Below are 21,572 nucleotides of genomic sequence, written 5' to 3'. Positions count from 1 at the left end.
TCTTAGCCGATTTCAGCTACTGCTATTTTTTCTGTTTCCATCTCTTTTTGAATCTGTGTTTCTTCTTTAGCTAGTTCTTGTTTTTCACAAATTTTGAAGAATGGGTAATAAATAGCCACGCTCAGCAGTAATGATACAACGCCCCAAATCACAGCCGGAATATTTCCTCCAGTTGCTAAGTATGCATTCACTAAAGGCGGTGTCGTCCATGGCGGATTAAACGCAATTCGCCCAATAATATTCGTTACGGTTAAAATATAAGTCCCGATACAAAGAAGCAACGGCGTAATTATAAAGGGAATCATCATGATCGGATTCATCACGATGGGAAAACCAAAAATGATAGGTTCATTGATACAAAAAATTGCTGATGGTAATGCCATTTTCCCCAATGATTTATATGACTTACTTTTAGACATCAGCATATTGATAACCAAGCCTAATGTTGAACCAGTTCCCCCATAACATAAAAATGTTATATAAAACCCACCAACAAAAATATTTGGTAATGGCTCCCCTCTTGAGAAAGCTTCTGTATTCGCTGCAAATAAGGCTAGAAAGATCGGATCTCCAATGCTGCCCATTACGTTACTTCCGTGAATTCCCGCACACCATAATAACAAAATCATAAATGTATACAGCAACATGCCTGGCAACGTGTTTAATCCTGTTGCTAATGGTGAAAACATCCATTGAACGAAGCTGTTGACATCAAATTCCAATAACACACGAATAATCCAAGCCAAACCGATAATCGCTGCTCCTGGTATTAAACTAGCAAAACTTTTAGAGACTGCTGGCGGAACACCATCTGGCATCCGAATGATCAAATTCTTTTTAATAAAGAAATTAATAATCAAGACTGTCCAAATTGCCGTAACAATTCCGGTAAACAATCCAGAAGCACCTAATGTTGCTATATCGATACTCCAATCTTTGGACGCTTGCAGCATTAAAAAGGATGACATCGCTAAAACAACTGAATTGATTGGATCAATCCCATATGTTTCAGAAAGATAATAAGTAATTCCTGCACAACCTACCAATCCCAAAATACCAAATGTAAAACCAATCGGGACTCCTAACTTGATGCCAAAACTACCCAAAAATTCAGTCCAACCATTAAATGGAAGGTTAGCAACAATCAAAAAGGCACTCCCGATGATCGTCAACGGCATTGTCACAGCGATCCCATTACGGATTCCAACCAAGAACCGATTCTCACTAACTTTTAGAACACCAGGCATAACTTTGTCTTGAAACACATCAATAAACTTGTCCATTTTACGCTCCCCTAACTCTATTTTTCTATTTATAGCTAATGACCAAACGAAGCTCCGCTCATTATCTCCATTGTGACCCGAATTTCTTCTTCACTGACAATACTTGGTGCATCGTGGAAAATCATCTCAACTACTCCATCATAAAAACAACCATAATCACCTGTCTCAGAAACTATCGCTTTTTCTATCCAATCACCATTAGCATTTTTATAGGAAATAACGCCATATTCTTTAGGAGTGTCCAAACCAAAGCCTGCATCTCCAGGAAAAACCCCTAATTTCAAATCATTTTCTTGTTGATCGGGACTATATTTTTCATAAATGCCTGTCGTGCCTAACAATCTAAAACGTGGACCCAATTTTGCCACAACTTGACTGGATTTCAGAATCACTTTCAATGCCCCATAAATAAGTTGCACATCGTAGTAATCATCCACTGTACTTTCATTATTTTGAACATTTCTCAAGTCATAATAAACAGTATCTGGCTTTCCAAATAGGGAAGCTATCTGGTCAACAGCATGCACACCTAATCCATAAAAACTACCATCAAGAATCGTTCCTTTACGTTTTTCTGTATTCGGTCGATAATAATCAATATGTGCTTCCAGTTCAATCAATTTTCCTACATAGTTTCTTTCGATCACTTTCTTTAAGGTTAAAAAATCACTGTCAAAGCGTCTGTTTTGATAAGGTATCACATGGACATTGCTTTTCTTTGCCAATTGAATCAACGTTTGTGTTTGCTCCATTGTTTCACAGAATGGTTTTTCTATAATTACATTTTTTTTAGCTTCTAGACAAGCTTTTGCAAGAGAAAAGTGAGTTTTTGGTGGTGTACACAGTGTAATTACAGCAACCTCTTTATCCGCCAGAACATCAGTTAAATCTGTCACTCCTGTTATATTTAGCTTACTTAATTCTTCTAAATCTTCTTTTGTTAAGGCTAAATCGCAGACGTATTTCACTTGGATATTTTCTCTTAGTTTAATGTATGGAAGATGGTATCTTTTAGCACTTTTTCCGTATCCGACAATCGCCATTACTAATTTTTTCATTAAATGACCTCCTTTATTTTCAAATGAGTCAAATCAAATTGAGGTAGATACTCTTCATTTGCGATTAACATCTCATCTAAAATCTCCTTTGCTTTAGTATCAGAAGAAACTAATGGATTGATCGTCATGGCAACTAAGGCTTTTTGATAATCTCCTGTCACAGCAGCTTCACAGGCTACTTTTTCAAAAGCTTTCATTTGTTGGATCAAACCATTTAACGCATCAGGTAATTTTCCAGTTGTCAGCGGAATCGGACCAGCTTTAGTAATCAGACAATTGACCTCAACGACATCGGATAATGCTAAATTATCAATGGCTCTCATGTTTCGGGTATTGACCGTTTGAACATCCCGCTTGTCTGTGTGTAGCGATAAAATCAAATCACAAGCACATTCGCTATACCCTGCTCCGCCTCTTTGAGACAATATCCCTGGTACGTCATCAAGATCACTATCTGCATAAACTGAAAACAACTCTTTTTCTAGTTTTTTTGCAACTACTGCTCGTGAGCCTTCGTTATTTGCTGCCTGATGTTCAGCCTTTAATACCTCATCTGTTTTCCAGTAATATTGTAAATAGCTCATTGGAATTGCTTGAATTCCGGTCAGAAAATCAGCATCCCAGTTTGAAACCCCTGGATTGTCGATTTTGACTTCCCCACGTACTAGCTGATCCACAACAGAAGCTGTCACCTCTTTCCCATCTAACAAAATACGTTTAGCAAAAACCAAATGATTCAACCCTACAAACTCAGCGAAAACACGTTTTCGATCAACGCCTAATGCATCAGCAATTGCATGCTCTATATTTAACGGACCGTTACAAATACTGATCATTTTTTCCCAGTTCGTATGATTCAATACTGCTTCTGCCAACATTCCAGCTGGATTGGCAAAATTAATCAGCCAGGCATCTGGACATAACACTTCCATTTCTGTACAAATATCGATCATCACAGGAATTGTCCGAAATGCATTCAATAACTCTCCGGGACCATTTGTTTCTTGTCCCACGAAACGATATTTTAATGGTATATTTTCATCTTTTACTCTTGACGATAATTGACCTGCTCGAATCTGCGTTAATACAAAATCAGCATCATTTAAGGCCTCTCTTCGATTTAGAGTTGACCTCAATTGTATTGGACAACCAGATTTATCAATGATTTTTTGACAAAGCTTTGTAATGATTGCTAATTTTTCTGCTCCCTCTTTTACATCAACCAACCATAACTCATCAATTGGCATTTCTTCATATCTAGTGATAAACCCTTTGACTAATTCCGGTGTATATCCTGATCCTCCACCGATCGTTACAACTTTTAACTTTTTATCCATCCTCTGCACCTCTACGATCTAATTTTATACTGTTATTTTCCAGTTCATTGATGAAGTATAGCATCTACGTTTAATATTTATAATAGTTCTTTACAGGTTAGATATGTAAGCGCTATAATAATAATTGTATCAACAAAGATACACACTGTATTATCTAGAAAGGATGAATATTGTGCTATTTTTAGAAAAAACACCCGTTTTATCTCCTCTTGACTATGATATCTATAACTATATCGTTGATCATATGGATAAAGTCGTCTTTATGAGAATCAGGGAGCTCGCAGAAAATACACATACAAGTGTTGCCACAATTCAACGATTCTGTACTAAATTTGAATGTGAAGGCTTTTCAGAATTCAGAATTCGCCTTCGTTTGTTTTTAAATGAAGAAAAAAAACAGTCTGAAACGATCATGATCGATACATCCAGCCACGTTAATTTTTTATCTCGTGTAAACGAACAGCAATTTCAGGATAAAATCAAAGAAGCGATCTCCATTATTATGAATAAAGAACTAATTCTCTTTTTAGGAGTGGGCTCGTCTAATGTCATGGCAGAATACGGTGCCTTATATTTTTCTTCTGTTTTCCAAATGGCTCTCCGGATCGAAGACCCTATTACTAATCCTAGAAATTATCTATCCAAACAATTATTGGAAAACTCATGTGTCATTGCTCTTTCTGTTTCAGGTGAAACAAAAGAAATCATCCATTACCTTAGCAGCTATAGCTTTAAAGATACACCTATTATTTCAATTACAAATACTGCTAATTCAACGATTGCAAAATTATCCAGCGTGAATATTCCTTACTATATCGCAGAAGAAAGATTGTGGGAACAAGACATCACCTCACAACTGCCTCCGTTATTTATTATTGAATACCTTGCAAAATCACTGCATAACATGAAAAAATGACGTAGCAGCAGTTTGCGCTATGTCCACTTAATTCAACAGAGTCAGACTAAAAAAGATGTGTCCTGGTTTCACCCTTAAATCAACTATTCCAAAGACGATAAAAAACTGCATAAGTAGATGATCCATCATCGCCTATCTATACAGTCTGTTTATACTCTAATCGGGGTTCATATATCAGTTAAAGGAGCTTTTACATTTATGCTCACCTACGAGAAAACCATTTAAAAAATTTTCGTAAAGTAGTAATGAAATAAGGCTAATGAAAACCAAAAGAATAGACATCATTAAATTTATTTACTCTTCAGATGTCACGCTCTTTTTTGCCTCTCACGAACTCAAACAATGAACGACTCTCGCCTACTATTCATCAATTACGTTAGTTAATTTTTCTACGATTTCTTCATTTACATAAACTGAAACTTCTCCACCATTCACAGGAAATATCCCGCCACCTGTTTCGTCCAAAGTTACTTTTGCATCATTATTTTTCAAAATATCCACAAATGTTTTTCCAGCATGCACTGCACTGATCGTCATTTTTTTTTCGCCAGCTTGAGCGTTGGTCATTACAACTGCATAGCCTGATTCTTCTCTGTCAAAATTGCCTGTTCTGATCCAGCCGATCACATTGGCATCATCAAAATAATCTATTTCGCTTCCATAAGCTAGTTTTTCACGAATTTTTAGTAATAGCTCTAAATTTTTTCCCACTCTATCCACGTTTTGTGAAGGAATACCAAATAAATCTCCCCAGAATACAACAGGTGTTCCAGCATTTCGCAACAAAATCAACGCATACGCATGAAGCTTGAACCATCCATCGACCCAAGACTCCAAACTTTGTCCCTTTTGAGTATCGTGGTTATCAACAAAGGTTACCGCCCATTCCGAACGCTCTTTTGCCAATGTTCCATCAAAAATAGTTCGCATATCATAGTGGCCGTCAGAGTTTGCTGCTTCATAAAAATGATAGTGTAAAGGTACATCAAATAAAGAAATCAAGGTTCCTGAACTATCGATATAATTCGTCAGTTTTTCAAGTTCACCATTCCAATATTCTCCGACTACAAATAAATCCTTACCTTTTTCTTTTCTTCTATTTAATAACCAATCGACAAAATAATTGAACTGAATATGTTTTACAGCATCTAAACGGTACCCATCGACATCCGTCAATTCTTGATACCATTGGCCCCACTTATTTAATTGGTCAACCGTTTCAGGGTACTCCATATCCAAATTACATCCCATCAAATAATCGTAATTGCCATTTTCATTATCAACCTCTTCATCCCAACCCTTTCCATCAAAATTGAAAATCCCATGATCTTTTCGTCGGTCATCAAAGTCAACGCCAGAGAAATTTCTCCACGTCCAAATATAACGATTATATTTTTGATTTCTGCCTGGAAAAGTGAATTTCGTCCAAGCTGAAATTTCTTCTTTCCCACTAACTGCTTCATTTCGGTTATCTGAACGATATTTTACGGCTGAAACATTTTCTTCCTCATCCGCTCCCATAAAATGATCAAATACAATATCACCATAAACTTCTATTTCAGCTCTTTTTAAAGCTGTGATGCACTCCAAATATTCTTTCTTTGTCCCATATTTAGTAGGAATTGTCCCTTTTTGATCAAATTCTCCTAAATCGTACAAATCATAAGGCGCATAGCCAACATCCTCAAAACCATTTGCCCCTTTATATGCAGGAGGAAGCCAAATACCATTGATCCCTTTTTTATATAATTCTTCTGCTAGTTCAGTTAGACGTTGCCAGTGCTTACAATCTGCTGGAAGATACCATTCAAATCCTTGTAATATTGTACGATTATTCATACTTATCCCTCCGTTTTTCTCTATTCTCATTAAGCCAAAGAACAAACATCTTTGTCAAATAATAGAATCCTATCTATCAATGCCTTGAATAATCGTTTTATTTCGTTCTTGACCGTTTTTGACCGTTTTTGATTGCATCAGTCAATTTAATGTGCTATTATAGACATTGAAAAGAGGTTTGAAAATGCTTACAGAAGAAAGACATCAAGCAATTTTACGTTTATTAGATCAACAATCTATTGTTAAGTCTCAAGAATTATCTACACTTCTGAACGCTTCTGAATCAACGATACGTCGAGATCTACAAGAATTAGAAGATGCAGAATTATTAGAACGGGTTCATGGTGGAGCAAAACGAATCTTGAATCTAGGCTTCGAACAAGATATGACTGAGAAATCAGTCAAAAACACGCAAAAAAAACAAGAAATTGCTTTCCTCGCTGCTCAATTTGTTCATGATAGTGACGTTATTTATCTGGATGCAGGATCAACCACTTTAGAAATGCTACCATTTTTAGTTGAAAAAAATATCACAGTTGTTACTAATTCTGTCCATCATGCAGCAAAGCTTGGCGATTTAAATATCAACACCATTATTCTTGGCGGTTCACTAAAGCTATCTACAAAAGCTATCGTGGGTTCTACAGGAATGGAACAACTCAGTCATTTTCGCTTCAATAAAGTTTTTATGGGAATGAATGGTGCCCATCTTGAGTTTGGTTTAACAACACCCGATCCTGAAGAAGCTGCATTAAAGCGCTTAGCTATCGCTCAAGCAGAAGAAGCCTATGTCTTGATCGACCAAACAAAACTAAATAAAGTAACTTTCACAAAAGTCACCGAACTTGATGATGTCATTATTCTCACCAATCAATGTTCACCTGAGTTACTTGAAAAATTCCAGAAAAAAACAACGATAAAGGAGGCAGTACAATGATCTACACAGTAACATTAAATCCTTCAATTGACTATATCGTTCATGTAAAAGGACTTAAATTAGGCGATTTGAACCGAATGACCAACGATTTTAAACTACCCGGCGGTAAAGGCATTAACGTTTCCAGAATTTTAAAAAGAATTCAAGCTGAATCAACAGCTCTTGGTTTTCTAGGTGGTTTTACAGGTAATTTTATCTCTGATTGGCTGACAAAAGAACAAATCCAAACTAACTTTACAACAGTTCGAGAAGATACTCGAATCAATATCAAACTAAAATCTGAATCTGAAACTGAAATCAACGGTTTAGGTCCCGCTATCAGTAATGAAGAGATGCAAGACTTAAAAAAATCATTAAGCATGATTTCATCAGGGGACATTGTCGTTTTATCTGGGAGTACTCCTGCATCACTCCGAAAAGGTTTTTATGAAGAATTGATTCAAATTATCAAAGATAAGAATGCTGAATTTGTCATTGATACTACTGGTAAAGATTTAATGAATGCTTTGCCACAAAAACCTTTGCTCATCAAACCAAACAATCATGAACTTGCAGAATTGTTTGATGTAGAATTTCAAACGATAGACGATATTTTACCGTTTGGAGAACGTTTATTAGATGATGGCGCCAAACATGTGATCATTTCAATGGCGGGTGACGGTGCCTTGTTGTTCACAAAAGAAGGAATTTATCGTTCAAATGTATTGAAACGATCCCTGAAAAATTCTGTTGGCGCAGGAGATTCTATGATTGCAGGCTTTGTCGGAACATTTTCTAAAAATAATGATCCTGTTGAAGCTTTTAAATGGGGCGTTGCATGTGGCAGTGCGACTGCCTTTTCAGATGATCTAGCCTCAGTAGATTTAATTAATGAATTGATCTCTGAAGTAGAAATTGAAAAAATCAACTAATGACATGACTTAATTTCTCGAAAAAAGATAAAAACCGTTTGTGGCAAAAAATGTCCCTCTCAATCTTTCCTATTTTTCTTTCGAGGATGCGCGAGCTCATTCAGCTTTTGTGCGGAATATTGTTACTTATATAATTAGGAGGAAAAACAATGAACATCAAAGACTTACTAGTCAAAGACGTGATGATCATGGATTTGCAAGCGACCGATAAAAAAGGCGCAATTGATGAAATGGTCCAAAAATTGTATGATGGTGGTAGAATTTCTGATATTACAGAGTATAAAGAAGGAATTTTAGCCCGTGAAGCACAAACTTCAACCGGCCTTGGTGATGGAATTGCAATGCCACATGCTAAAAATAGTGCTGTTAAAGAAGCAACTGTTCTATTCGCTAAAAGCAACAAAGGTGTTGATTATGAAGCACTAGACGGACAGCCGACTTACTTATTCTTTATGATTGCAGCTCCAGAAGGCGCTAATGATACTCACTTGCAAGCTTTAGCTGCCCTATCTCGCCTATTGATCGATCCTGATTTTGTAGCGAAATTAAAAGAAACAAAAACACCTGAAGATGTTCAAAATCTATTTCAATCTGCTGAACAAGCGAAAGAAGCCGAAGAAAGACAAGAACAACTAGAAGAAGCATCTAATAATAATCAGGATACAAATCGTAAATTCGTCGTTGCCGTTACAGCTTGTCCAACTGGAATCGCTCATACTTATATGGCAGAAGATGCTTTAAAGAAAAAAGCGAAAGAAATGGGCATTGATATCAAAGTTGAAACAAATGGTTCCGAAGGGATTAAAAATCGCTTAACAGCAGAAGATATTGCCCGTGCTGATGGTGTGATCGTTGCTGCTGATAAAAAAGTTGAAATGAATCGCTTTGACGGTAAAGAGTTAGTAAACCGCCCAGTGAGTGATGGGATCCGTAAAACAGAAGAATTGATAACTTTAGCAACTAGCGGAACCGCTCCAACTTTCCATAGTTCTGAATCAGATTCTAGTGAAGAAGATGGCTCTGCAGATGGTTCTGTTGGTTCAAGAATCTATAAAGACTTGATGAATGGTGTGTCACATATGTTACCATTTGTTATTGGTGGCGGAATTGCCATTGCACTTTCATTTATGATCGATCAATTTATCGGTGTTCCTCAAGACCAATTGAGTATGCTTGGCAATTATAATGAAGCCGCAAGTTGGTTTAACCAAATTGGAGGCGCAGCATTTGGATTTATGTTACCCGTTTTAGCCGGATTCATCGCTTCAAGTATTGCGGATCGACCAGGATTAATCGTAGGTTTTGCTGCTGGTGCGCTAGCTAATACAGGTGGCGCAGGCTTCCTAGGTGCTTTAGTCGGCGGGTTCTTAGCCGGATATGTTATTATTTTCTTGAAAAAAGTTTTCAAAGGCTTACCAAAATCACTTGACGGAATCAAAACGATTTTATTTTATCCTGTCTTTGGATTACTGATTACTGGTGGTTTAATGCTTTTAGTCAACGTCCCAATGAAAATCATCAATGACGGGTTAAATGGTTTCTTATTAAGTTTAGATGGCACAAATGCCGCACTTTTAGGTGCCTTACTTGGTGGTATGATGGCGATCGACTTAGGTGGTCCAATCAACAAAGCAGCTTATGTGTTCGGTACAGCTTCGATTGCTGCGACTGTTACAGAAGGCGGTAGTATCATCATGGCATCTGTTATGGCCGGTGGTATGGTTCCTCCATTAGCAATTTTTATCGCAACATTGATCTTTAAAAATAAATTTACAAAAGACCAAAAAGATGCTGGTTTAACTAACCTAGTAATGGGTCTATCCTTTGTAACAGAAGGTGCAATTCCTTTTGCTGCAGCAGATCCTATACGTGTTATTCCAAGTTTTGTTGTTGGTTCAGCACTAGCTGGTGGTTTAGTAGGTGGTTTTGGAATTCGCCTTTTAGCCCCTCATGGTGGAATCTTCGTGGCATTATTATTAAGTCACCCAATTCTATATCTAGTATTTATTGCGATTGGTGCAGTCGTTTCCGCTATGATTTTAGGGATTGTAAAAAAACCTGTTCCTCAATAAACTTAAACATGATTATCAAGCCTCAAATGATGCAGACCTCGTTCTCATTCATTTGAGGTTTTTACTTGCTGAATAACTTGATTGTAGAGTTTTTTTTAGACGAATAAATTATTAGGAAATGTAATATTGATCACGAACGGACAAAGCAGTATTAGCATTGTACCTGCTAAAGTAGCTGCCAAAGAAGGAGCCCTTGCTATTGCAACTGACAAATGTTTGGATAAACTCTCTGCTGTTATTTCAGAGAGAACTACGTAAGCTCTGTCGATAGTTGGTAAAAAGTAAGTTCAGAGATAAAAAATAAATACGGAAAAATCGATATTTTGGCCAATAATATTGGGATTTTACCCGCGAAAATGTTGTTGGATTCATCTTTTGAAGAATAGTATTATTTATCTATCTTGCAATGAAGCAAGTTTTGTGACCGATGCTAAGTTCGTTATTAACGGAGAAAGAATTGCTAAATTGATATTGTTTTAGAGGCTGGGAAAGTAAGTGTTACTTCTGTTTCAACTGTCTATTCGCATTTAGGGTGCGAGCGAAAAGTAGGATTTACTTTTGGCTCACACCCTATTTTGATACATATATCATTTACTCACTAATATCAAGCGTCTGATGCATTGTTTCTAAATAACTTGAATCCAAAAATACAACACGTAAATGATTCTTAGCCTTTTTCAAATCAAAACGGGTAGATGCTTCTTTTTGTTTTAAATTACTAATATTCACATCAAACAATTTTTCCCATAAGGCTTCTAAAGGAATCTCTTTGATTGCTTCTTTTGGCAGATAAATGCGTAAAACAGAGACAAATTCATCATATTTTTGATCCAAAACATCGATTTCCAAAAACTGCCGTATATAAAACTCGTACGCTGAGAGTCCATCATCTATTGCCATTTCCGGATTCAATACACGGTAATTCATCATCTTACGACTTTTCTCATCGATCCACGGAAAGTAAGCTTGCGCGTTCAACATTCCTTTTGTGCGATTTACGATATATTTTTGATGTGGAATATCATAACTTCTAGTAACAAAGTACGTTGCACTTTTCTTTTCAACAGGCTGATAATAACTATTTTGATACTGCACCGTTTGTGTAACATCTTCAGCAAAAGCATATTCAATATAAGGAGCTCGTAACACGCCGGTCCCATTATTCCAAACCAATTGATCATACCCCATCTGATCCCTAAACAAGCGCTGATACTTTTGATTAATAGGCAACGCCCAATTAAACGGGTTTTTGAATAACGTCACTTTGATCACTTGATTAGCCATTTCTTCTACAGCGTGAACTTGCTGTACTTCTAAGAAAATCGGTTTAGGAATAATTTGATAGTATAAACTTGAATAATACATCTTCCAGCATGAAGTCAAACACAACCCTTTAAAATGAATGTCATAACCAGCAAATTGATTACAATCAACGATCACTTCTTTTTCACTATTGTACCGTTTAGGTAATTTTTCAATCTCACTATCTGTTTCAAATGTTCTTTTTTCAATACGCTCAACATTATTATATAAATATTCATCTAACGGTCGAATATAAGCGTATATGCCATTTCTAATCATTCGGGTTTCGCAATAGTCTTCAATCATCGTTTGATTATCTAAAAAAATTGTATTTTCTAGAATCGTTCGCTCATGAAGAGTTAACTTAGAGATATGGAGCTGAAATTCTCCGCCTTGACTGTTTACTTTAATCCATATATTTTCTTCTTCTGTAAGTTGTTGAACCTGATGAATGATTTTTTGAAAATCAAATGTTTGTGCTTTTTCATCACCAAAACGATAACTTTTTGGTATGCTTACAATACGTAAAAAGCTCACCCAATCCAAAACATCTTGTTTCAACTGTTCTAAAGAAAAATCAGTCCGTGCGATTACCATATATATTTTCTCAGTTTTTTCCATTTGCCCCACCTCGTTTCTTTAAATCAAGTATAACGAAAATAAAGACAGACTTCATCTAATATACTCTTAGAATTCTAAAGTAGATTTTTGAAAAATAAAAAAACACCTTTTTCTTTTGATTTTAAGGAATCAAAAAAGTAAGGTATTTTTTATGAATGATCAATTAGCCATTTTATTTTTTTCCCCAATGAAACGATTTATCAAGTAAAATAATAAGGTCCCAATCACTATAATTAGAATTGCTAAATAAAATGCATATAGTTTAGATCCAGTAATATCAGAGATTTTCCCGGTTAATGATGGAACAATAACGGATGCTGACATACCAAAGAAGTTAAATACACCATACATCGTTGCAACACTACCTTTAGGTGCGGATTCTCCTAACCATGAAATAATGATCGGCTCAACTGCTAACTTGCCAAAGAACCCGTAGGCCATAATTCCTACCACTAAAATCGTTTGATTTGTTGTTGTCACTGTAATAAATAAAACACTAGCTGCTAATAATTCGAGTAGGATGATCATTTGTATTTTTTTCTTTGGAATACCATCTGCAATTCGGCTAAAAATTAGGGCACCGGGTATTGCTGTAAAAAATACTAATGATGAAGCTAGCCCTACTGATGTTCCTGAAAAACCTTTTTCTGTTTCCAAAAAATTTGGCAACCATGTATCGATCAAATAGTACGTATACAATGTTGAAAAATACAGGATATAAGCAGAAATCATTCGAGGCTTAAAAAGAGCCTTAATCGAAATTTTTGGGGTTCCTTCAGATTGTTTTTTGATTATTTTTTTTGGTTTCTCTAATCGAATAAAGCGTAAAAACATAGCTACTGCTAATAAAATCAACACAACTGTAGCAAATATCAAGGCTTGCCAAGGCAAGACACCTGTTCCTACTAAGTAACTGGAAGAAATCAACCCTAAGCCGCTACCTATCGCCGTTCCACTATTGACAACAGCCGTTGATAAGCTTCTCTTAGATACAGGTACATATTCTGCGGTCAAAGAATAGGCGACACCGTAATACGTCCCACAACCCAGGCCTGCTAAAATACTCCCGATAAAAACAACGCCCATACTTTGTGCTACTCCAACAATCAATGCACCTAGACCAAATAATAAAAATCCAGGAATCAGAATTTGTTTCTTACCTATTTTATCTACCAACACCCCTGAAGGGATTTGCATGCAAACATAGCCTAAAAAATAAAAACTTGAAATCTGACCAAGCTGGGCATCTGTTGCTCCTCCAAAATAATCACTGATGATTGGATAAATAGGCGTTAATACAGTTCGATAAATCCAAATAACGATCCAACCAATCGTTAATATATATATGATCTGTTTCCAATATGGTATTCGTTCATTCGACTTTTTTTGTTCATACATCGTACACATTCTCCTTTATCAGGCTAAATAACTAAATAAGTAGCTACTTATTCTCAAAAGAAAGAATGATCAGACAATAGCTATTATCATGCCTGATCTTTCTCTTATCTTATTAACTTAACTACTTCTTGATAAAAGTACCAACGAAATCAGTTGAAACTCCCTCTTCTTTTGTATAGATAACATGACCTCTTAAAATAGTTTGCATAACTTGAGCACCAATTTCACGGCCAATGTAAGGACTGATTTTATTACGATATTCTAAATCTTCAGCTTTTAGCGTATATGGCGCATTTGGTTTGATCAAGACAAAGTCAGCATCTTTCCCAACACTGATTCGACCTTTTTGATCCAAATCATAGCGATCAGAAGGATTTGCAGCAATAATATCTGCAAACTGTTTCAATGACATGCCTCTTTTTTGAACTCCTTCATCAAAAAGAACATCTACATTATTTTGAACACCTGAGATTCCGCCCCACGCTTCAAAAGCATTGTCTTTATCTTTTAAATCAGGCGTACAAGGAGAATGATCAGATGTTACAAAATCAATTTCACCTGACAAGACTTTTTCCCACATACCATTTTGATTTTCCTTGTCACGGATCGGCGGTGAGCATTTTACAACTGGTCCAATTGCATCTAATTCATCTGTATCGAAATATAGGTAATGCGTGCACGTTTCACATGTGACATCAACACCAGCTTCTCTTGCCTTTGTGACTTCTTCTACACCTTCTGGACAAGCAATATGACAGATGTGAATACGACAACCAGTTTCTTTAGCAAACAAAATGGCTCTACGAATTGGCTCAACTTCTGTAAAGACTGGACGGCTTTCAACATAAGCTTTTAGTGTTGTTTCTCCATTTTTATAGGCAATTTCTCCTAGTTTATCTGTGATTGCTGCATTTTCTGCATGAATTGCTAGAACTTTTCCTGTTTTAGCAACTTGTTTCATTCCTTCATAAAGAGAATAATCATCTACATTCATAAAATCACCATCAATACTACGGTCACCACAAGTTGCCATGAAACATTTATATGCCGCTACTCCGCCATCATCTAACTCTTGAATACCGCCTGTCAGATTAAATGGTACTAAACCGCCAAATGAACCAACATCGGATTTCAATTTACCTTTACCCGCATCGTATTTTATTTCAAGGGATTCCCCATCGACTGTTGCTGGTACTTGGTTTAAAGGCATTTCCATAAAGGAAGTAACGCCGCCTTTTGCACATGAAGCTGTCCCAGTGATATATCCTTCCCATTGATCGCGATAACCGCCGCCTGGATCCGTAATATGCACGTGAGCATCCACCATTCCTGGACTTACAACTAAACCTGCTGCATCAACGACATGCTCAGCGTCACCAAGATCATGGCCGATTGCTGCAATCAAACCATCTTTTACAGCCACATCTGTCTTAACTTCTCCTGATTCCAAAATCACTAAACCATTTTTGATCACTAAATCATAACTCATTTGTCTTCCTCCTAAATTTAATAGCTAAACAGGCTTACCTAAATAGCTAGGTAATATACATTTATACTGCTCGTCATTGTGATAACTTGTAACAACTTATTTTTTATCAAAGAATTTCCTTAATAATAAATATAAAACAAAAGCAGATACAAAACCAGAAATCCAAGAAATATCAGAAATTATTTTTAAAGCCGGAATAAAATTACCACTTAAACAAACAACCAACGCCACAACAGTAGCAACATATGCAGGTTTATTTAACCCTTTGTAGATATTATGACTATTATCCGCTTTTGGATCCATATACAACTGATTCAAATCGATTTTTTGTTTCTGAACAAAATAGTAGTTAGCAATCATTGTCCCCGCAACAGGTCCTAATACTGCACCGATTGTATTTAAGAAAATGAAAATACTATCTGCATTCTCCATTAGTTTCCACGGCATGATCAGAAAACTAATGATACTGGCAAGCAGCACTCCTTTTTTATAATCAACTTTCTTAGGAAATAATGCACATAACTGATAAGCAGCCGGAATGATATTTCCTGTTGCATTTGTAGATACTGTTGTTAATAAGAATACCAACATCGCAACAATAATAGCAAATGAATTATCCCAACGATTCACGATATTTAAAATATTCCATTCCTGAATACCATAACGAATAGAACCTCCGATTAAAATCACTACACTTGAAAAAGCAAATATCCCATACCCAACTAAAAAACTAGCAGTTTGACCAATCGTTTGATCTTTCGTTGATTTTGCATTTTGAGTGAAATCTGACACACTTGAACCAGGTGCTGCCCAGACTGCCAAAACTGAATTAATAATCATAAAATAAACAAACACTGGTGAAATATTATGAACAGCTCCTGTAACATCATAAGATAAAATTGGTCCTAAACCACCTGCTGCACCAATCGCCCAAATCGCCATTCCGCCAAATACAATATAAATCAGCGGGCTCAAAATAGCAGTGAACTTATTAAGAATTTTACCTCCACCAAAACCAATCAACATATTCACTGCCCAAAATATTGTAAAAGCGATCAATCCTGGAATAGAAATACCAAAAATCATTGTATCTCCGCCAAGATTTAAAAAGTCAGGCCAAATTTTACCAATTAAAATCAATAACGCTAATGAGCCTGTATAATTCTGCAATCCAAACCAAGCGATTGCAGCTACACCTCCTCTAAGAAAACCTGGTAGCTTCGCACCAATATCTCCATAAGTTGACCGCAAATGAATGGCAAAAGGAATGCCATACTTCGATCCTGCCCGACCATTAAAGGTCATAAACAAAGCGACTGCCATCGCACTTATCACCAAAGCCAACATAATATTAATTGGAGAAAGTCCTAAAAATAAAAATCCTCCTACCGCTGTATAATTAGGAATATTATGCACTGAGCCCATCCATAACGTAAAATAGTTCATTTTTCCCATCATTCTTTTCGACAACGGTTTAGGAAGTAGATCTTCATTATAGCCACGCTCTCGATAACGTTGAAGTTCTTCTTCAGTAATTTGATAATCTTGTTGTTCCATTGTTCCGCCTCCCTTTAAGCGCTTACATGCCGTGATATGCCAAATAGTATATTATTTTATGTATTGCTTTTAGAGAAAAAATAGGATGTGTTTAGTCTCTTTCTACTATATTAGTTTCAGAAACTAAACACATCGTTTTTTTATCTCCTATGATTACAACTACTTATTGAGCAGCTGCTTTCTTTTTGTTTAAGTTTGCTAATAAGAATAACGCCGTTCCAACCACTAATAAAATGACTGAAATATAAAAGCCCATTTCTTTTGAACCAGTTGCATCCGAAATCGATCCTGTCAAGGTCGGAGCAATAACTGAGGATATCATTCCAAAAAAGTTAAATACACCAAGTGTTGTCCCGATACCAACTTTAGGTGCGTTTTCTCCAAGCCAAGAAATAATGATCGGCTCTACAGCTAGTTTACCTAAAAATCCATATAAAATCAAACCAATTAATAACAATGTTGAATTTGTTGCTTGTACGGTCAATAGTAGCATTGCTGCCGCTAAAAATTCTAAGATAACGATAAACTGTACTTTTTTATGCATAAATTTATCAGCTAAACGGCTGAAAAATAATGCTCCTGGAATCGACGCAAACGCTACAAGAGAAGCAGAAAATCCAATTGCGGCACCTTCAAATCCACGTTCAGTTCCCAAGAAGTTTGGCAACCAAGTAACGGTCATATAGTATGCATAACAAGTAGCAAAGTATAAAATATAAGCAAATAACATTTTTGGTGCAAATAATTTTTTGATTGAAACATGTTCTTTTTCTACTACTGGCGCTTCTGGTGCAGCAGCTGCTGCTTCTGCTGCCTCAGCTGCTTCTGATTGTGCTAAAAATTCAGCATCTTCTTTATTATTACGAATAATTGCAACAAATGCCACTAACATCACAGCGATCAATGCTACAGAAATGTACATCATTGTTTGCCATGGGAATTGTAATTGAACAACTAAGAAACTAGATAAAATCAAGCCTAAACCTGAACCAACAGCTGATCCACTGTTTACAATTGCAGTAGAAAAACTTCTTTTTTCTCGTGGAATGTTTTGAGAAGTTAATGAATAGGCTGATCCATAAAAAGATCCACAACCCAAACCTGCTAAAACACTACCAAAATAAATCATTTGGATATTCGTTGCTTGAGAAATCAAGAAAGCGGCGATCCCAAAAACAATAAATCCAGGAATCAATACTTTTTTCTTTCCGATCTTATCTACTAAGAAACCTGCTGGAATTTGCATTGCTACATATCCAAAAAAGTAACAAGTAGAGATGAAACCTAACGCTGTATCTGTGATATTTCCGCCAAGAGATTCATTTATTTGCGGATATGCTGGTGATAGCGCTGAACGATACACCCATATCGTTACCCAACCTGCACATAACAAAATAACAATTTTTTTCCAATAGTCCATTCCGGAACCCTTACTTTTTGCATCCATCTCTTATCCTCCATATGTTATTTTTTAAATGTTTCATGGGTAAAATGTTTGTGTAATTCCACTTCAAACATTTAAATAAATAACTTCTTATTCGTTTCAATTGTAAGCGGTAGCAAACTTTCATGCATCATTATTTTTCACAAACTTGTTAAAAAGTTTGTGCAAAATAAACAATCACTTGTTTTTTCACACAAACAATTTTTACTATTTTCCTATTTTTTGTAAATCGATAATGCTGCTTTTACAGCCTCACCTTTATTGATATCGGCCCCATAATAATTAAGCGCACCTTCCAAAGCAGATAATACATGAAGTACATTAGATTTTCTGCTGCTGTAGCCCATATTTCCGATACGCCAAACTTTTCCTTGAAGCGCACCAAAAGATGAAGCTATTTCTACACCAAAATCATCAAGCATCAGGGCACGAACTTTTTCACCGTCGATTCCAGCCGGAATCATAATAGGTGTAACTGTTGGCATTTTAGTCGTTAAATCACCATAAAAACCTAAGCCCATTGCTTTAATACCCGCAACGATCGCTTGATCATTTTGAGCATGTCTAGCATAAACATTGTCCATACCTTCTTTGAGCATCATTCTCAGACCTTCATGTAGCCCGTAGATCATGCTTGTCGCTTCAGTATGATGATTGATCCGCTCTTCGCTCCAATAGCGTTGTAACTGACTTAAATCAAGATAATTACTGCTGATATGATTTTTATTGCGAATATCTTTACTTAGTCCCAATTCTTTTTGATAACGACTTGTAAGAACTTTTTCCACTCGGTCATTGTATGTGATCAATGATAAACCTGACGGAACACTCACACATTTTTGTGTTCCAGCAATAGCAATATCAACACCCCATGCATCAACTTCAAGAGGCACACCACCATATGTCGCAACCATATCTACGACAAAGAAAATATCATTTTCTTTACAGTGTTGACCAATTTTTTCCATCGATTGCATTTGGCCATTGGCTGTTTCACCATGAACCATAGCGACAATTTTCGGTTGAAATTTCTTAATTTCTTCAATTACTGTTTCTTGTTCAAATGGAGCGTCCCATTCTTTTTCAAGATAATGAATTTCTGCTTTAGCACGCTCACAGATTTCTCCTAAAAGGTACGCAAAACGACCATAGACTGGGATCAAAACTTTATCGCCTGGTTCGATCAAGGCAATCAATGCCGCTTCTAATCCAGAACGAGATGTTCCATCAACTGCAAATGCCTGTTCATTTTTTGTGCCAAAAGGAATTTTGATCATTTCTTTCACTTCATCCATTATTTGTAAAAAAGCTGGATCAAATTGACCTAAAATAGAAGCAGACATTGCTCTCAATGCTACTGGATGAGCCTCAACTGGACCTGGTGTCATGATTGTTCTACTTGGTACTGATATCTCTGAAAACATAACTATTCCTCTTTTCTGTTTTAACTTCATCCTACCTTTATATCAGAAAAAGTCATTGTCACTTTTGAATAAAAAAAATGAATTTTCGGTTATTATGTACAAAACATTCTTGAATCTGCACAAGCTATCATTTAGAATAGAAATAGGTAAAAAAAACTGAACTAATAATTAGATATTATGTGGTGACTTAAACTATTGTTGTCACTACTCCTTATCTATCATCCTGAGCTGGACAATCGGAAAAAGCCAACCTTTTTCTAGTAAGTCTAAATAAGCTCATCATACATACATTTTACCCTGTTCAGCTTTTATATTTAGGAGGAAACCCATTGACCACTTTAGAAGATTTATTAAAAATACCAAGATTTTCCGACTTAAAATTATTAACTAATCCTACAAAAGCTAATACGATCGTGAATAGTATCGAAATTTCAGAAACTCCTGACGTGTCAGATTTTATTCCAAAAAATATTTTCCTTTTAACTACTGCAATGGTTTATAAAAATAATCAAAAAGAGCTTATTACATTGATTGATTCTTTAAAAGAACAAGACGCAGCTGGCATCGGTATTAAGGTAGGACGTTTTATCGAAGCTATCGATCCGGAAGTCGTTGCTTATGCAAATCAAATCAATTTTCCAGTTGTTCAAGTACCAAGCACTCAACCTTTGGGTGCTGTATTACACCAATTACTAAATTATTTATGGGATACTAAAACAGAACAACTGAGCTACGCCTTAGATATTCAAAAACGCTTTTCTGATTTACTGATTCACGATGTAAGTATTGCCCGTTTTGTTGCTGATTTTGGTAAAATGATCAATGCACCTGTGATTTTGTTAAGTCCATATCGCAAAGTAATTGCTCATTCAAAACACTTCACACAAACATCAAAACCAGCCGAATATTATGTTGAGCAACTGATCAATAAATACGATAGTTGGAATGAGGATAGTCATGCATCATTTATGATCAAAGATTTGAATCAAGAGCCGTTACAGATTGCTGGTTTTTCAGTCAATGCAAATAGCTATTTTCCTCACCATTTGCTGATTTTAAACCCACAACAAGTTCCTTATCCGATGTCAGAATTTGCAGTAGAACAAGCCTGTTTAGTCTTATCCTTTATGCTATATAAAAATCAAAAAGTACAAGAATCCTTAGATTTTCTCAAAAGTGATTTTTTAGGTCAGCTAGTTGAATACCAACAAACGCCTCATCAATCTAGCCGTGATTGGCTTGATTTAGGTACAAATTATGGTCTAAAGAAAAGCACGCAGTATCAAGTTGTCTATGCCGTTTGCACCCAAACAAAAACAACTGCAACAAAAATCAAATACCAACAAGAAGAAAGTGATGTTGCATTTCAATGGCTATTGGAATCTTTACCACCTAGAATCAAACATATCAGTATTTTTAAAGTAAAAAATACCAATCACTTAGCCATTTTGATCCAAAGTAGAGTGGATGATTTAGAAAAAATTTTAAGCGAATTATCTATGGAATTATCTGAAAAACTTCCGATTACTTTGACTTTTGCTTTGGGAAATCTATATGAAACGATTGAACAAATCGCAAGTTCCTTCATTGAAGCAAAAACTGCTTACGAAGAAATGCTCACAATGACAAATGGTACACTTACTCATCGCTATCACCCTAAAGGAATGAAAAGTTTATTTGAGAAAATGAGTTTGGAAGACATTCATTATTTCTGTGAAACAACACTAAAAGAACTTGCCTATCCTATTGAAGATTCATTTATTGAACTTCGTAAGACCTTGCAATGTTATTTAAGTTTTCAATGTGAAATTTCAAAAACAGCCAAAGAAATGTATTTACATCGTAATACGATTAAATATAGAATCGATCACTGTGCCAAATTACTTGAAAAAAATATTCAAGATCCGACAATTAGCTTGAATTTGCGTTTAGCATTAGAGTTGTCAGAACGATCCAATCAACATTAATAAGCAAAAATAAGTTA

16 protein-coding genes are annotated in these 21,572 nt (G+C 35.9%); 6 read left to right on the top strand and 10 right to left on the bottom strand.

The window, feature by feature from the left end:
* Window positions 1-2 precede the first annotated feature (2 nt).
* Genes AC4BC4_RS04830 through AC4BC4_RS04820 form a run of 3 tightly spaced genes read right to left on the bottom strand, consistent with a single transcriptional unit; the run spans window position 3 to window position 3,678 of the window.
* A complete protein-coding gene (locus AC4BC4_RS04830; protein WP_490476955.1) occupies window positions 3-1,283 on the bottom strand; it encodes a PTS sugar transporter subunit IIC in 1,281 nt (426 codons plus the stop codon).
* 35 nt (window positions 1,284-1,318) lie between these two features.
* Window positions 1,319-2,341, bottom strand: coding sequence for a Gfo/Idh/MocA family oxidoreductase (locus AC4BC4_RS04825; protein ID WP_490476954.1), 1,023 nt, complete (start codon window positions 2,339-2,341; stop codon window positions 1,319-1,321).
* Window positions 2,341-3,678 carry a 6-phospho-beta-glucosidase gene (locus tag AC4BC4_RS04820; protein WP_490476953.1) on the bottom strand — a complete coding sequence of 446 codons (1,338 nt, stop codon included), beginning with the start codon at window positions 3,676-3,678 and terminating at the stop codon, window positions 2,341-2,343. Before AC4BC4_RS04820 ends, AC4BC4_RS04825 begins: the two co-directional genes overlap by 1 nt.
* 172 nt (window positions 3,679-3,850) lie before the next feature.
* Between AC4BC4_RS04820 and AC4BC4_RS04815 the strand changes: the two genes are divergently transcribed.
* Window positions 3,851-4,594 carry a MurR/RpiR family transcriptional regulator gene (locus tag AC4BC4_RS04815; RefSeq protein WP_490476952.1) on the top strand — a complete coding sequence of 248 codons (744 nt, stop codon included), beginning with the start codon at window positions 3,851-3,853 and terminating at the stop codon, window positions 4,592-4,594.
* Between the two features lie 360 nt (window positions 4,595-4,954).
* On the opposite strand, the gene AC4BC4_RS04810 is transcribed toward AC4BC4_RS04815, so the two are convergent.
* The gene (locus tag AC4BC4_RS04810) at window positions 4,955-6,433 is read right to left on the bottom strand and encodes an alpha-amylase (protein WP_490476951.1); all 1,479 of its coding nucleotides are present in this window, start codon (window positions 6,431-6,433) and stop codon (window positions 4,955-4,957) included.
* Between the two features lie 184 nt (window positions 6,434-6,617).
* Between AC4BC4_RS04810 and AC4BC4_RS04805 the strand changes: the two genes are divergently transcribed.
* The 4 genes from AC4BC4_RS04805 (at window position 6,618) to AC4BC4_RS04790 (ending at window position 10,611) form a co-directional block, all read left to right on the top strand.
* On the top strand, window positions 6,618-7,370 hold the full coding sequence (locus AC4BC4_RS04805) for a DeoR/GlpR family DNA-binding transcription regulator (RefSeq protein WP_490476950.1): 753 nt from the start codon (window positions 6,618-6,620) through the stop codon (window positions 7,368-7,370).
* On the top strand, window positions 7,367-8,281 hold the full coding sequence (pfkB, locus tag AC4BC4_RS04800) for a 1-phosphofructokinase (RefSeq protein WP_438758618.1): 915 nt from the start codon (window positions 7,367-7,369) through the stop codon (window positions 8,279-8,281). The genes AC4BC4_RS04805 and pfkB overlap by 4 nt, the downstream gene beginning before the upstream one ends.
* A 149-nt stretch (window positions 8,282-8,430) precedes the next feature.
* A complete protein-coding gene (locus AC4BC4_RS04795) occupies window positions 8,431-10,353 on the top strand; it encodes a PTS fructose transporter subunit IIABC (protein WP_438758617.1) in 1,923 nt (640 codons plus the stop codon).
* Window positions 10,354-10,479: 126 nt separating this feature from the next.
* Complete coding sequence (locus tag AC4BC4_RS04790; protein WP_438758616.1) at window positions 10,480-10,611, top strand: hypothetical protein; 132 nt, start codon at window positions 10,480-10,482, stop codon at window positions 10,609-10,611.
* A gap of 333 nt (window positions 10,612-10,944) precedes the next feature.
* Here the strand turns inward: AC4BC4_RS04790 and AC4BC4_RS04785 are convergent, their stop codons facing one another.
* The 6 genes from AC4BC4_RS04785 to AC4BC4_RS04760 form a co-directional block, all read right to left on the bottom strand.
* Complete coding sequence (locus AC4BC4_RS04785; RefSeq protein WP_490476949.1) at window positions 10,945-12,276, bottom strand: hypothetical protein; 1,332 nt, start codon at window positions 12,274-12,276, stop codon at window positions 10,945-10,947.
* 159 nt (window positions 12,277-12,435) lie between these two features.
* Window positions 12,436-13,674: an MFS transporter gene (locus tag AC4BC4_RS04780; protein WP_490476948.1), complete on the bottom strand. Its 1,239-nt coding sequence runs from the start codon at window positions 13,672-13,674 to the stop codon at window positions 12,436-12,438.
* A gap of 121 nt (window positions 13,675-13,795) precedes the next feature.
* Window positions 13,796-15,163 carry an allantoinase AllB gene (gene allB / locus AC4BC4_RS04775; RefSeq protein ID WP_490476947.1) on the bottom strand — a complete coding sequence of 456 codons (1,368 nt, stop codon included), beginning with the start codon at window positions 15,161-15,163 and terminating at the stop codon, window positions 13,796-13,798.
* A gap of 96 nt (window positions 15,164-15,259) precedes the next feature.
* Complete coding sequence (gene allW / locus AC4BC4_RS04770) at window positions 15,260-16,720, bottom strand: allantoin permease (RefSeq protein WP_490476946.1); 1,461 nt, start codon at window positions 16,718-16,720, stop codon at window positions 15,260-15,262.
* A gap of 163 nt (window positions 16,721-16,883) precedes the next feature.
* Complete coding sequence (locus AC4BC4_RS04765) at window positions 16,884-18,167, bottom strand: MFS transporter (protein ID WP_490476945.1); 1,284 nt, start codon at window positions 18,165-18,167, stop codon at window positions 16,884-16,886.
* A 212-nt stretch (window positions 18,168-18,379) separates the two neighbouring features.
* Complete coding sequence (locus AC4BC4_RS04760) at window positions 18,380-19,588, bottom strand: pyridoxal-phosphate-dependent aminotransferase family protein (protein ID WP_438758610.1); 1,209 nt, start codon at window positions 19,586-19,588, stop codon at window positions 18,380-18,382.
* Between the two features lie 329 nt (window positions 19,589-19,917).
* On the opposite strand from AC4BC4_RS04760, the gene AC4BC4_RS04755 reads away from it, so the two are divergent.
* A complete protein-coding gene (locus AC4BC4_RS04755; RefSeq protein ID WP_490476944.1) occupies window positions 19,918-21,555 on the top strand; it encodes a PucR family transcriptional regulator in 1,638 nt (545 codons plus the stop codon).
* Window positions 21,556-21,572 lie beyond the last annotated feature (17 nt).

This window comes from Enterococcus sp. AMC1086 (assembly GCF_058216575.1).
This window is presented reverse-complemented; position numbering and strand designations above follow the sequence as displayed.